Annotated in this window: 11 protein-coding genes; 7 read left to right on the forward strand and 4 right to left on the reverse strand. The window is 31.5% G+C overall.

The window, feature by feature from the left end:
* The first annotated feature begins 4 nt into the window (after positions 1-4).
* Entirely contained in the window at positions 5-1,942 is a 1,938-nt protein-coding gene (locus bsdtb5_RS07925; protein WP_271715491.1) for an alpha-amylase family glycosyl hydrolase, read from the forward strand.
* 417 nt (positions 1,943-2,359) lie between these two features.
* On the opposite strand, the gene bsdtb5_RS07930 is transcribed toward bsdtb5_RS07925, so the two are convergent.
* From bsdtb5_RS07930 to bsdtb5_RS07940, 3 genes are all read right to left on the reverse strand, one after another.
* Positions 2,360-2,548 carry a hypothetical protein gene (locus bsdtb5_RS07930; protein WP_271715492.1) on the reverse strand — a complete coding sequence of 63 codons (189 nt, stop codon included), beginning with the start codon at positions 2,546-2,548 and terminating at the stop codon, positions 2,360-2,362.
* Positions 2,545-2,712, reverse strand: coding sequence for a hypothetical protein (locus bsdtb5_RS07935; protein ID WP_271715493.1), 168 nt, complete (start codon positions 2,710-2,712; stop codon positions 2,545-2,547). The genes bsdtb5_RS07930 and bsdtb5_RS07935 overlap by 4 nt, the downstream gene beginning before the upstream one ends.
* 168 nt (positions 2,713-2,880) lie before the next feature.
* Entirely contained in the window at positions 2,881-4,176 is a 1,296-nt protein-coding gene (locus bsdtb5_RS07940; protein ID WP_271715494.1) for a M18 family aminopeptidase, read from the reverse strand.
* 322 nt (positions 4,177-4,498) lie between these two features.
* Here bsdtb5_RS07940 and bsdtb5_RS07945 point away from each other — a divergent pair, with 322 nt between their 5' ends.
* Positions 4,499-4,996 carry a DUF5721 family protein gene (locus bsdtb5_RS07945; RefSeq protein WP_271715495.1) on the forward strand — a complete coding sequence of 166 codons (498 nt, stop codon included), beginning with the start codon at positions 4,499-4,501 and terminating at the stop codon, positions 4,994-4,996.
* 98 nt (positions 4,997-5,094) lie between these two features.
* Here bsdtb5_RS07945 and bsdtb5_RS07950 read toward each other — a convergent pair whose 3' ends face one another.
* Positions 5,095-5,868 (reverse strand): hypothetical protein, encoded by a 774-nt coding sequence (locus bsdtb5_RS07950; RefSeq protein ID WP_271715496.1) that lies wholly within the window; start codon positions 5,866-5,868, stop codon positions 5,095-5,097.
* Positions 5,869-6,310: 442 nt separating this feature from the next.
* Here bsdtb5_RS07950 and htpG point away from each other — a divergent pair, with 442 nt between their 5' ends.
* The 5 genes from htpG to bsdtb5_RS07975 all read left to right on the forward strand — a co-directional run bounded on the left by htpG (position 6,311) and on the right by bsdtb5_RS07975 (position 13,513).
* Positions 6,311-8,308 (forward strand): molecular chaperone HtpG, encoded by a 1,998-nt coding sequence (gene htpG / locus bsdtb5_RS07955; protein ID WP_271715497.1) that lies wholly within the window; start codon positions 6,311-6,313, stop codon positions 8,306-8,308.
* Positions 8,309-8,576: 268 nt separating this feature from the next.
* Positions 8,577-9,413, forward strand: a complete 837-nt coding sequence (locus bsdtb5_RS07960) for a DegV family protein (RefSeq protein ID WP_271715498.1) — start codon at positions 8,577-8,579, stop codon at positions 9,411-9,413.
* A gap of 374 nt (positions 9,414-9,787) precedes the next feature.
* Positions 9,788-12,007, forward strand: coding sequence for a DEAD/DEAH box helicase family protein (locus tag bsdtb5_RS07965; RefSeq protein ID WP_271715499.1), 2,220 nt, complete (start codon positions 9,788-9,790; stop codon positions 12,005-12,007).
* Positions 12,007-12,531: a hypothetical protein gene (locus tag bsdtb5_RS07970; RefSeq protein ID WP_271715500.1), complete on the forward strand. Its 525-nt coding sequence runs from the start codon at positions 12,007-12,009 to the stop codon at positions 12,529-12,531. Before bsdtb5_RS07965 ends, bsdtb5_RS07970 begins: the two co-directional genes overlap by 1 nt.
* Before the next feature lie 19 nt (positions 12,532-12,550).
* The gene (locus tag bsdtb5_RS07975) at positions 12,551-13,513 is read left to right on the forward strand and encodes a hypothetical protein (protein WP_271715501.1); all 963 of its coding nucleotides are present in this window, start codon (positions 12,551-12,553) and stop codon (positions 13,511-13,513) included.
* The last annotated feature ends 162 nt before the right edge of the window (positions 13,514-13,675 follow it).

Here is a 13,675-nt window from a genome sequence, read left to right on the forward strand (position 1 = left end):
GAAATTGGAGAAAAAAATTAAGACCCAAAAGGGGATACCATTGCCATTAGGTGTAACAAAGGTAGATAAATTTTTGAACTTTTCAATCGCCCTTTTCGAAAAAGAATGTAAATTAAATATATATCATAAAGAAGAAAAAACCCCATTCTTCTCAATTCAACTAACAAATGAACATAAACTTGGTAATATCTATTCTATTAAGGTTGAAAATCATGACCTTAATCAATGTGAATATATGTATGAAATTAAGGGAAAAGAGATCGTTGATCCATGTTCTATCTTAGTTACAGGAAGAGAGAAGTGGGGTGACGATACCGTTACTAAGAGAAATGTAAGAGGAGTCATCTACTCTGAGTCTTTTGATTGGGAAGGAGATAGGAGGCTTTTACGTCATTATAAGGATATGATAATATATCGCTTACATGTTAGAGGGTTTACCAACCATATATCTTCAAAAGTCCATCATAAAGGTACATTTCTTGGAGTAATTGAAAAGATTCCTTATCTAAAGGAATTAGGGATAAATACGATTGAGATTATGCCAATGTATGAATTTGAAGAGAAAATATCAAAGAAGAGACCATTTGACTATCAGAGTAAGTATATTAATTATCAGTATAAGAAAAATCAAAGTTATATCGTATCTAACAAAGAGAAAGATAGTAAAGAGAAAGAATCTTCTTTTGTGAAATTAAATTATTGGGGTTATACGGATGAAGCAAATTATTTCTCACCAAAGGTGTCATATTCTTATGATAAGGAGAATTCCATTCATGAATTAAAGACCATGATTAAAGCGATGCATCAAAACGGAATCGAAGTAATCATGGAATTTTACTTTGCTAAAAATACGAACCAAGATCTTATTGTGGCTTGCCTAAGATACTGGGTTCTTGAATATCATATCGATGGATTTAAGCTTAATTCAGATGTTGTTCCACTTGAATATATTAAAAATGATCCATTACTAGGAGAAACCAAATTATTTGCAACAAGTTGGAATACGAATGGCTGGGATGGATATGAGGAAGCTCCTTACAATAGAAATATTGCTGAATACAATGATGGTTTTCTAGTAGACGCTAGAAAGTTATTAAAAGGTGATGAAGAACAAGTTGAAAAATATATGTATCGCATACGACAAAATCCAAAAAAGAATGCGGTCATTAATTACATCACGAATACGAATGGCTTTACACTAATGGATCTGGTATCTTATGATATTAAACATAATGAAAATAATCTAGAGAATAATACAGATGGTACCGACTATAATTTTAGTTGGAATTGTGGTATTGAAGGAAAGACTAGAAGTAAAAAGGTACTTAAACTACGTATAAAACAAATTAAGAATGCTTTGGTATTGTTATTCTTTAGCCAAGGAACACCGTTAATATTAGCTGGCGATGAATTTGGTCAAACACAGAGCGGAAATAACAATGCGTATTGTCAAGATAATAATATAACATGGCTTAATTGGAAGTTAACAGAAACGAATAAAGAAATCTATTCTTTTATGAAAACTCTTATCGATATTAGAAAGGATCATCCTATTCTACATATGGAAGATGAGCTTCGAGTGATGGATTATATCTCCTGCGGATATCCTGATTTATCTTATCATGGAACACAAGCTTGGTACCCGGATTGTTCTAATTATAGTCGAATACTAGGTGTTCTGTTATGTGGAAAATACATCAAAATAGACAGAACCAAAGAGGATGATTTCTTCTATCTAGCAATCAATATGCATTGGGAAAATCATGATTTTGACTTGCCAAAACTTCCAATGAACCGAGAATGGACGGTATTAATCGATACATCTGATTCCTTAAGTGAATTAACTAATCAGAGAAAATGCAATGTACAATCTCGCTCAATTGTTGTATTGATAGGTAAAGAGATTCAGTCTAAAAAAATAATTAGTAAACATTCTGATTAGAGGGTTAATAGCCTTAGTTTACTGAGTGTATATTGCTGTATGATTATGAATTTAGGCTACCTTTCCTTCAAACATTATATTTAGTCAAGACTCAAAGTGAAAATACTCACTCACGTTCCTATTTTCACTTTGAGTCTTGACTAAATATAAACAATGTTTTCAGCCGGACTACGCCAAAATTAATAATCATACATCAATATACACAATTTACTTTGAGAAAAGGCTTATAACACTCTAATCAATAATTTAAGCTTTGTAGTAATTAAGATAATAGAATACTTGATTTATAACCTAAAAAGCGGGTTAAAGAATAGATTGCAGATAATAAGTTACATATTACCCGCAATCTATTTTAAGTTTATAAGAAAGACAATGCTGTACTGTGGCTATATCATTACATAGCTCATTGTTGTTAAATTATAAATCGTGATTTTCTACGATTTCATCATATAAATCAATATCACAAAAAGCATTTTTAGTGAAATGATTACATGTTGTACAAGAACATTCGGAGGTACTATTACTAAAAGTATCCCATCCGTTTTTAGGACTATATTGACTACAATTTTCTGCTACATTTTTATAAGTGTCACTACTTGATCTCATTGTATATCACCTCTCTTTAAGCTAGATTCAGGTAAATCATTCTTTTCTTCTGTGCTTGATAGCGTTTGAGAAGGAAAGTAGATTGGACCATTCTCTACAAAATCAGTTAAACTATTTTTGCTAGGAAATCGGTAATATTTTTTTTCTTCATGTTCATATAACATAGCAATACCACCTTTTCTTTATTTCAAGCTTAGTATCTGTAGAAGAAAGAAAAATATACAACATGGAATAAAATACAAAAAAGTAATCTTCAAACGTTGAAGATTACTTTTGTAATATAAATTATATTATGACTGCACTTAAACTGAAAAAGTATATATCATATCTAGTTATTCGGCAAAAAAAGCACCCATCAATGCTTCCATATAATATTGATCTTTACTACCCATTAATTCTCTTGCAGAATGCATAGCGAGCATAGGTACACCAAAATCAACAGTAAGCATAGGTAAAAGGGAGGAAACCAGTGAACCAAGAGTTCCACCACCAGCAATATCAGATTTATTTACAAATTTTTGATATTTAATTTCATGTTTATCACATAATTGCTGAACAATTCCGATTGCTTTTGAGTCAGTAGCATATTTTTGGTTACTGTTTATTTTTAATACAACACCTTCATTGAGAGTTGTAATATTAGTTGGATCATTTTTCTCAGGATGATTTGGATGTAATCCGTGAGCAACATCAGCAGATAACATCATACTTTTCATAATCATTTGATAGAATTCAATATGAGACATGCCTAAGCCTGCGCATATTTTCTCTAATATAATTGTTAGGAGATTAGAATCTGCGCCTTGTTTACTTCTACTTCCTATTTCTTCATTGTCAAATAAAGCAATTACATTAATACCATATTCTCTATGATTTTTCTTAAGTGCTTGTAAAGCACCAAAACAAGAAGAAATATTATCGATTCTTGGAGCAGAGATAAAGTCTTCTTCGAACCCAATTAATTCACCTTTTTCATATGCATATACTTGTAGGTCGAAGTCTAGGATATCCTCTGCCTGAACTTCTAAAAGGCTTGCTAATTTTTTATAGAAGAAGTCTTCTTTATTAAGAGATTCAGATACCATTGCAGCAATAGGAATCATATCAATTTGTTTATTTAATTCTACACCTTTATTCACATCGCGGTTCATATGAATCGCTAAGTTTGGTATCGTAAGTACTGGCTTTTTAAAATCGATAATTCGAATCTCTGGCTCGAATACATTGTTGCTCTTTAATGCTACTTTACCAGCGATGGATAATGGACGATCAAGCCAAGTATTTAAGATTGGTCCACCGTAGACTTCGGTATTTACCTTTAAATAATTTCCTTGAGCCATGCATGCAACAGGTTTGATCTTTAAGCATGGATGGTCGGTATGAGCAGACACAATTCTAAAATCATCCTCTTTTTTAAAACCTTTACCTATTTCAAATGCGAATAGAGCAGTAGGGTAACTTGTTATATAATAACGCTCCCCAGGAGTTAAGTTCCAATCTTTCGTTAGGTCTAATTCTTTATAATTTTGTTCCTTTAGTGTTGCAATTCCTTCTGATACCACGTGGTATGCAGATGGAGCTCGGTTAATAAAATCAACTAATTCTTTTGCGTTTTCTATAAATTTCATGACATTCCCTTTCTAGTAAGATAGTTTTAAAACCTTTTAATAATCTAAATGTGTTAGCTGGTTACCAATTTAACTTTACTCATCTTTCTAACAATGATACCACAACAAATGGAAAGGAAACAAGTAATTCATGGTAAAAATAAAATTATTATCCAATGACTTTGTTCTATGATGAATTCATGATATAATAAATAAAGTTAGTGTACTGTAGGCTATAGTATAAATACACTTGGAATTAAGACGAGTATAAAAATAGTATAAAAAATTCACATAAAAAATAAACGAAGAAATAAAAAACATTTTAATAACTGGAGGAAAATTGATGATATCTTTAAAAATAGCTGACGTTAAGGCATTTATGTCTAGTTTGCTGATACATGAAACATTTGATAATTTTTTGTTAGTGGAGCTTGATATCGCAACGTTTAATAACTTCCACATATCAGGATATTTAAATAAAAATTTCTATTCTACGGATGAATTAGAACTATTAGAGGATAGAGAATATTCCAAATGGAGTGAAGTTAAGTCAGTTGCTGTGAACCTCATAAAAGGGAAAAAGACACCATTATCTTTTAAAGTAGTATTTCTGTTATCAAAACAAAATATTGAAAAAATCTTATCAAGAGGTAATTTGAATTTTCGATTGGAAGAAATTAATGGGCTTTTCTTAAATATGAAGTTTGAAAATGGAGAATTACGACTTATCACGGGTACTTCACTTAAGACGTTTTCTTTAGACAAGAGCTTAGAGAATGAATGGGACGCAAATATGAAAAGCTTTTTGAAGCATTATGAGATTGCGTTTGAAGAGGAATAGGATATTATTAGAATCATCTATTTAATATGAAAAATTAAAGCGTGTCACATGATTTATATTAGTGACACGCTTTAAAATATATAAAAATATTAGTAAAATCAAGATTTACTTAATTTCTTACTTACCAAATGAAGGATTGCATAATCCTTTTCAATGCATAGGACTCCTTCATCCGCATATCCTTGGTTTAAGAACCAATTAAGGTCTCCATTTGGAAAGACGCCTGTTTCACCAGTGATTGCCACTATTTTGATATATTGATTGGAAAGTTTGTCTTCAAGAGCCTTTAGTGGATAGGCTTTATAATCATATTCAGAACTTGAGCGGTAGAGGCAAGATAAGAACGCAATGTCAGTGCTCTTTGGTATGGAATAAGGAACTGCTAAGGATGGTAGATATTCCACACCCCCTACTAAAGCATCTCCTTTAAAATGAAGATATCCAAAAAAGTTTGAATCAAAATCAGAAATATTATTTGATAGAAAGTCTCCCTTCATCTCACAAGATTTCTTACAATCTGTCATGGTACATGTATGTCGCACATTATGGATTGTTTGTTTATTCAATTCAACTAAAGTTCCTTCAAAGATATTAGCGGACTGTGTTATTAAATAAGGTTTCTCTTTAGGAACGATACCTTTTTCGAATTGTGTGAGCTGCTCAATAGATAGAGGACTATGCCATCGAATGGTATCATTGATAAGAAAGATAAATGGAAAATACAAGTTGATTTCTTTGGCTAAGCTTGGACGGTTTGTTACATCAATACAATTAACGGTATATGATTTGGAATCTAAGCTATCAAGAAGATATTTCATCTCATAATTAATAGGACATTGAGTATTCCAATAATAAAAATCAATTTTTAACATGGTAATTTACCTCGCTGAAATTATGTACATCTACAAATAAATATAGGGTTAGAGGGTCAGAAACTTATTATAGCGAACGGAGTGCGTTGCTGTATAGTAAGAATGTTCCTTATAAGTATATATGGTAACAGCATATCTAGTAATAGTATATCAAATATGGAAGTTAATAACAATACATATGTTCGAAAATATCAACTTATTAGCACTCACTTCAAATGAGTGCTAATTTTTTCTTGACAAGTATATCCTTTCGTATTAATATAATATTTATCAGTAAACAAGTGCTCGGTATAGATCCATATAGTCCTAATAATACACTGTTGCAGACTATACGATACACCAAGGAATTATAAATTCAGAGATGTATAAGAGCTAAATGATTTCTTGTTTACAAACCATAATAGAAAATCATAATAGATAAGAATAAAAGGAGCGATATTTTATGAACAAAGAACATGGCAGTTTATCAATTAATTCCGAAAATATTTTCCCTATCATTAAGAAGTGGTTATATTCAGATCACGATATCTTCTTTAGAGAGTTAATCTCGAATGCAAGTGACGCAGTAACCAAATTAAAGAAATTAGAAGTGATGGGTGAAGTATCACTTCCAGATGATAATAGATTCCGTATTGACGTTATTGTAAGCCCAGAAGATAAGACAATTAAATTCATCGATAACGGTATTGGTATGACCGAAGATGAAGTAAAAGAATACATTAATCAGATTGCATTCTCTGGTGCAGCTGCATTCTTAGATCAATATAAAGATAAGACAAACGAAGAACAGATCATCGGACACTTTGGTTTAGGTTTCTATTCTGCATTCATGGTAGCTGACAAAGTTACAATTGATACACTTTCATGGAAAGATGGCGCAGAAAGTGTTCATTGGGAATCAGAACAAGGTACTGAATTTGAGATGTCAGCAGGAACTAAGACAACTCGTGGTACAGAGATTACATTATATCTTAATGAAGATAGTTATGAATTCTCTAATGAATACCGTGCAAAAGAAGTAATTGAAAAATATTGTTCTTTCATGCCAGTTGAGATCTACTTTACAAATGCCAATGCACCTGTAGAAGAAAAAACGACTGAAGAAGCAACAGAGGAAGCTAAGACAGAAGATATTATTGATGTAGATGTTGATGAAGCAGGAAAAGCATCTGAATCAGAAGAGGATGAAGCAAGCGAAGATGGTACAGAAACTGAAGAAGTAGCAGAAGATAAAGGACCAAAGCCAATCAACAATACACATCCATTATGGGCAAAACATCCAAATGATTGTACAGAAGAAGAATACAAGGAATTCTACCGTCATGTATTCCATGATTACAAAGAACCTTTATTCTGGATTCATTTAAATATGGATTATCCATTTAACTTAAAAGGTATCTTATACTTCCCTAAATTAAATACTGAATATGATCAATTAGAAGGAACAATCAAATTATACAATAACCAAGTATTTATCGCTGATAACATCAAAGAAGTTATTCCAGAATTCTTAATGTTATTAAAGGGTGTTATCGATTGTCCAGATCTACCACTTAACGTATCAAGAAGTGCTCTTCAAAATGATGGATTTGTTAAGAAAATCTCTGATTACATCACTAAGAAGGTTGCAGATAAATTATCTGGAATGTATAAAGTGGATAAAGAAAATTACGAAAAATACTGGGATGATATCAGTCCATTTATCAAATTTGGTTGCTTAAAAGATGAAAAGTTCCGTGAAAAAATGAAAGAATTCATCATCTTCAAGAACTTAGAAGGAAAGTATATTTCAATACCAGAATATAAAGAAGCAAATCAAGAAAAAGCAAAAGATAATGTATATTATGTAACAGATATGCAACAACAAAGTCAATACATTAATCTATTTAAAGAAGAAGGTATTGATGCATTAATCCTTACTCATAATATTGATCAACCATTTATCACTCAGTTAGAGCAACAAGATGAGAAAACTCATTTTGTAAGAATCGATGCAGATTTTACAGATACCTTTAAGGAAGAAGTAAAAGAAGGTGAAGAAGCTGATACATTAAAGACTAAGACAGATACTCTTACTGAATTATTTAGAAAAGTTCTTAATAAAGAAAAATTAGAAGTAAAAGTTGAAAAATTAAAGAATGCTAATGTTTCTTCTATGATTACTCTTTCAGAAGAAAGCAGAAGAATGCAAGATATGATGAAGATGTACAATATGTATGGCATGGATCCTGGAATGTTCGGAAATAGCGAAACTCTAGTATTAAATGCAAACAATACATTAGTAAATTATATCTTTGAACATAAAGATTCTGAAAATGTTCCTATGATTTGCGAACAATTATATGATCTAGCATTATTAAGCCATAAACCATTAGAAGCAGAAGCTATGACCAAGTTCATCAGCAGAAGCAACCAGATTATGTCTTTATTAACTGAATAAAATATACATTAGGAGGAGAGTACAGAATGATGTTCTCTCCTCTTTACTATTGGTTAATAAGAGATTGGATGAAATAAAGTATGAATTATCATAAGTAAACATGGCATAATATATAATATATTACTAGTAGAAAATATATTAATAGGTGTAAAATCTATACTTTATTTCTATAAAATGCAAATATGACTTCACAAGATAGTATGTTTATGTTATAATTAGTAGTAATGATAACTACATAAGATGGTTTGCAAATATTAGGAGGTTCGTTATGTCTTATAAAATAATCGGTGATAGCTGTACTGATTTACCACAAAGTTTAAAAAATGATGAGCACTTTTATCTAGTGCCTTTATCCATTCAGATAGATGAATATAATATTATTGATGACGCAACATTTGATCAAAAAGATTTTCTAGCAAAAGTGAAAGAAAGCCCAAATTGTCCGAAATCTTCTTGTCCAGCACCAGAAGCTTTTATGAATCTATTTGGTGGTGAAGATGATATCTACGTTATTACTCTATCAAGTAACCTAAGTGGTTCTTATAATAGCGCAGTTCTTGCTAGAAATCTTTACCTAGATGAGAATCCGTTAAAGAATATTCTAGTAATCGATTCTTGCTCTGCTTCGGTTGGCCAGACGTTAATCGCGATGAAGATCAAAGAATTAATAGAATCAGGCCTTGCATTTGATGATGTTGCAAAAGAAGTAACGAAATATCGTGATCAACTTAATACAATGTTTGTATTAGAGACATTAGAGTCCTTAAGAAAAAATGGACGTCTTTCTAACATCAAAGCATTTATTGCAAGTGCATTGAACATAAAACCAATTATGGGTTCTACAAATGAAGGAACTATTATTCAATTAGATCAAGCTAGAGGAATGAACAAAGCATTGACAATCATGGTGAAGCTTACCAAGGAAGATGTTAAGAATCCAGAAGAGAGAATATTAGGAATCGCGCATTGTAACAACTATGAAAGAGCTGTATTTGTTAAAGAAGAGATGCAAAAACAGATTCCTTTTAAAGATATTGTTATTGTTGATACTGCGGGAATTAGTTCGTTGTATGCTAATGATGGTGGGATTGTTATTGCTTATTAGTTGGAAATTTGTCACCGGGCAACTCATATCATCCAAAAGCTAATCGCAATTAACCTCGAAGACATAGCAGAATAAGAATAAGAAAAAATCACAAATTCAGACCTAGATAGGGCATTAAATCGCCTTGTCTCAGGTCTGAATTTTTACTTTTTGTTATCAAGTATTTTATGTTCTTTATACTTATTAATAAACTAAAAACAAAACTAAAAACAGAATAGGTATAATAACCATTCTAAGCTTTAGTTTGAGAATATTTATAGAATTATGGATAATAATGGAGTATAATTATTTGAAAATATTTTATTTATAGGAATAAAAGCAGATATATTTTTGGGGGTGATACATCCTCGTTTGTAATAAAAAGGAGGTTTATAATGAATCAATTAAAAGTAGATAATAAAAATGCTAAAAGAGTAAAAGTAATTCTAGGAAGAAATCCAAGAAACTTATATGAACATCAAGTTGAGGCAATGGTGGAATTAAATAAAATTGATAAAAAGGAAACCTTCCGTTCATTACTGGTTTTACCCACAGGGGGTGGAAAAACTCTGACAGCTGCATACTGGTTATTAAAAAATGCAATAGATAAGAAGAAAAAGATATTATGGGTAGCGCATAGACACCTTTTGCTAGAGCAAGCAGCTGATGCTTTTGAAAGAAATAGCTATTCGGATGTGTTATTAAATGAAACAAGTTTTGTGTATCGAATTATTTCAGGAATGCATGATAAACCAATACATATTAGACCAGATGACAATGTCTTGATTGTCGGTAAAGACAGTATTGTTCGGAATCTGGAACTACTTGGTAAATGGATTGCTAATGAGGAAGTTTACTTAATTATCGATGAAGCGCATCATGCTACAGCAAAATCATATAGGAAAATTATTAATTATGTTGAACAGGTAGCTTCTAATTTAAAATTGCTTGGATTAACTGCAACACCTTTTCGTACATCTGAAAATGAACAGGGATTACTAGGACAAATATTTACAGATGACATTGTATACAAAGTAGATTTACTAACGCTTATTAAGAAAGGAATATTATCTACACCTATTCATGAAAGTTGCGAAACTTACATTGAAGTGGGGGATGCAGTAGGATTAAAAGCGTTAAAAAGTATTGAGGACTTGGATATTATTCCTGATGATATTGCTGAGTCTATTGCAAATAATGGTAATCGGAACCGCCTAATAGTGAAGAAATATTTTGAGAGTCCGGATGTATACGGACCTACGTTGGTATTTGCTATCAATAGAACACATGCATTTGTATTAAAAGCTTTATTTGAGGAATATGGAAAGAAGTATGGAATTAAGGCTGGGGTAATTGTGTCGGGAACACAAGCTGAGTTTATTGGTATTGAGATATCAAATGAGGAAAACAATCGACAGATAGAAGCATATCGAAACGGTGATATTCAAATATTGATAAATGTAAATATCTTGACAGAAGGTACTGACTTACCAAAGACTCAAACGGTATTCTTAACACGCCCTACGGTATCAACTGTTTTAATGACGCAGATGGTAGGACGAGCACTAAGAGGCGAAAAGGCTGGCGGAACTGCTAAAGCATACATAGTAAGTTTTGTAGATGATTGGAATAATAAAATAGCATGGGTGAATCCAGAAACATTATTTGCAGAAGGTGAGTTTACTGATAAAGAGAGTGATTATACAAAACGCAATATTCGTATTATTTCTATAAAGAAAATCGAAGAATTTGCGAAGTTAGTTGATGATACGATAGACACAAGGGCTATTGAAAGTATTGACTTTATCAAGAGGGTTCCTATTGGAATGTATGTGTTTACTTTTATAGATGAAAATGACCTGGAACGGAATCACCAGATACTGGTTTATGACAGTACAAAAGAAGCATACCAAGAATTGATTGCTTCTTTTGGAAATATATTTAAGGACTATAATATAGTAGATGAAACAATTGAAACGGAGCTTTTAGATGAACTTTGTAATGTTTGTGAAGCAACTTACTTTTACAAAGATATGACACCACCATATAATGAGAAAGATGTTGAGTATTTACTTAAGTTCTATGCTCAAAAGGAGACAGAACCGTTATTTGTTCCAATTGAGAAGATTGACAGAAAGAGAGTAAATTTATGCAATGTTGCCAAGGACATTGTGGATAAGGATATGAGAAGAAGAGAGCAGGAAGATTATATCAATTCTTTGTGGAATGATAAAAATGGTTTAATTCAAATATACTTTGGAAATAAGTATTTCTTTAAAAAGCAATTAGAGACGGAAATTGATAAACTGTACAATCCAGAAGTATACGTTACAAAGAGTAATTCTATTGCTTTAAAGCGTTCGGTGGAAGAACTATCTATTCATGATATAGAGCTAATGGTGCCAGAACATGCAAGAAAACTTAAAGATGAAGTGTATATGAATGCATGTGATTCGGAAGGAAATTATTGTTGCGCAGAATGTGGAAAGAAATCGGTGACAAAAGCATTATTTCAAATAGACCATAAAATTCCGATGGCAAAGGGTGGGCTGTCAATTCCTGAAAATTTGCAGCTATTATGTAGAACCTGTAATTTACGAAAAGGTGATAAGTAATGAAATATTTATATACTCCATTTGATATAGCTGTGTATTTTAGAACGGAGAATTTATCAATTACACAAGAATACAACATTATTAATGCGCTTTGGGAGAATAAGGACTTAGAAATTTACTCTTACTATCGTAGCGATAAGCAAGGGTTTAAAAAGAAAATCAATCATGAGCTATTTATGATGGAAGGTAATTTGGACGATTTAGATACATTAAATCTAATATTCCAGGAAATGGGCAGTAAATTCAGCGTTGGTGAGTCAGATTATGAGCAGGGTGTGATTGAAAGTTATTTTAAAATAATCAAATTACGGCTCTGTTATACTCCTAATACTGACTTTTGTAAAATTAAGCTTCGAAATCTGATTGGTAGATTTGGTTATAAGAGAAGAACAAAAGCTTTGGTTGAATATATGAATAGAACGATTAAAGCGTTGGGGCTAAAGGCATATCTTCGTGGTTGGGAAACCTGCGATGTTGGAACGGTTTCCTTGGACGATATGATAATCTTTAGAAAAATAGACTAAAAAAGTGGGGTTGTTTATTATGAATAAAGAAGATATACATATGGTACATACAGAATGTTTGGATTATTTACTTGAATATCAGGCCAATCATGAGAACTTCTACTTTATCCCTAGGAAGCGTAATAATAAAAATCGTTTAGCAGAGGGAAAGTACTTTATAGGAGATGATAATTATTTAGAAATAACGTTCTGGGATGGAACTGATTCAAAAGATAGAATATATAATATAGCTTTTGTTATAAATAGAAAGAATGGAACTTATCTTGAAATCAGTTGCCGAGATAATTCAGAAAGGGCAATATATTTAAAGGAGCTTACAGTAGTATTGGCCGACGAGGTAGGGAGAAAATTCACTCAGATAAAAGATGATAAATGGCAATGGCATTATGATGAAAATATACCTTATTTTAATGCTTTATCAGATTTTGTCAGACAAGTAAAACCTGTAGTTGATAAGTTCATATCTATGCATCCTGAGTCAGGAATTAAACTTGCTACAAAAGAAATTAATGATGAGTATGTCAAAAAACTACCTGGTTATGATTTATTTATTGATGAAATTCAAAAGTCAAAGAAAACCGGTTCGACTACTGCTAAGGCATCTGAGTATATTATAACATTCCAGCACAATGAATTATCAAATGAATTAACCACTTATTTAAAGCAAAATGAATTTATAAATGTTAAGACTGATGAAGACTTCGTAGATATAAAAGCGATAGACCCCAATGGCAAAAAGATTTATTTTGAACTTAAAACAGCAACATCAGTGAAAATGGCAATCAGACAGGCGTTAGGACAATTGTTGGAATATAATCATTATCCCAATAAAAATAATGCAGACAAGTTAATTATCGTGACTACATCAGAGCCAGAAAAAGAAGATATGCAGTACTTGATAGGATTAAGAAATATATACCATATACCGGTTTTTTATCAGCAGTTTAGTATGGAAAATAAAACACTGTCAAAGGAGTATTGAGCATAGTTTGCAATAAATTATATGAAAAATTATATGAATCCTGATGAGATGGAGTTGCTGATACAAATATACTATATTTATTAAATTAATCAGTTCAAGTCATCGGGCTTTATTAAGTATTCTGACGGTCGAAATACAGGTTTAGTTAATATGCATGTAATA

Origin of the sequence: Anaeromicropila herbilytica (assembly GCF_016591975.1) — a bacterium.
Lineage (GTDB): Bacteria > Bacillota > Clostridia > Lachnospirales > Lachnospiraceae > Anaeromicropila > Anaeromicropila herbilytica.

What these genes read in the sequence shown, in the direction of transcription:
- bsdtb5_RS07930 (WP_271715492.1), bottom strand. Translation starts at nt 2,548, where the DNA reads ATGAGATCAAGTAGTGACACTTATAAAAATGTAGCAGAAAATTGTAGT.
- bsdtb5_RS07935 (WP_271715493.1), bottom strand. Translation starts at nt 2,712, where the DNA reads ATGTTATATGAACATGAAGAAAAAAAATATTACCGATTTCCTAGCAAA.
- bsdtb5_RS07940 (WP_271715494.1), bottom strand. Translation starts at nt 4,176, where the DNA reads ATGAAATTTATAGAAAACGCAAAAGAATTAGTTGATTTTATTAACCGA.
- bsdtb5_RS07945 (WP_271715495.1), top strand. Translation starts at nt 4,499, where the DNA reads ATGATATCTTTAAAAATAGCTGACGTTAAGGCATTTATGTCTAGTTTG.
- bsdtb5_RS07950 (WP_271715496.1), bottom strand. Translation starts at nt 5,868, where the DNA reads ATGTTAAAAATTGATTTTTATTATTGGAATACTCAATGTCCTATTAAT.
- htpG (WP_271715497.1), top strand. Translation starts at nt 6,311, where the DNA reads ATGAACAAAGAACATGGCAGTTTATCAATTAATTCCGAAAATATTTTC.
- bsdtb5_RS07960 (WP_271715498.1), top strand. Translation starts at nt 8,577, where the DNA reads ATGTCTTATAAAATAATCGGTGATAGCTGTACTGATTTACCACAAAGT.
- bsdtb5_RS07965 (WP_271715499.1), top strand. Translation starts at nt 9,788, where the DNA reads ATGAATCAATTAAAAGTAGATAATAAAAATGCTAAAAGAGTAAAAGTA.
- bsdtb5_RS07970 (WP_271715500.1), top strand. Translation starts at nt 12,007, where the DNA reads ATGAAATATTTATATACTCCATTTGATATAGCTGTGTATTTTAGAACG.
- bsdtb5_RS07975 (WP_271715501.1), top strand. Translation starts at nt 12,551, where the DNA reads ATGAATAAAGAAGATATACATATGGTACATACAGAATGTTTGGATTAT.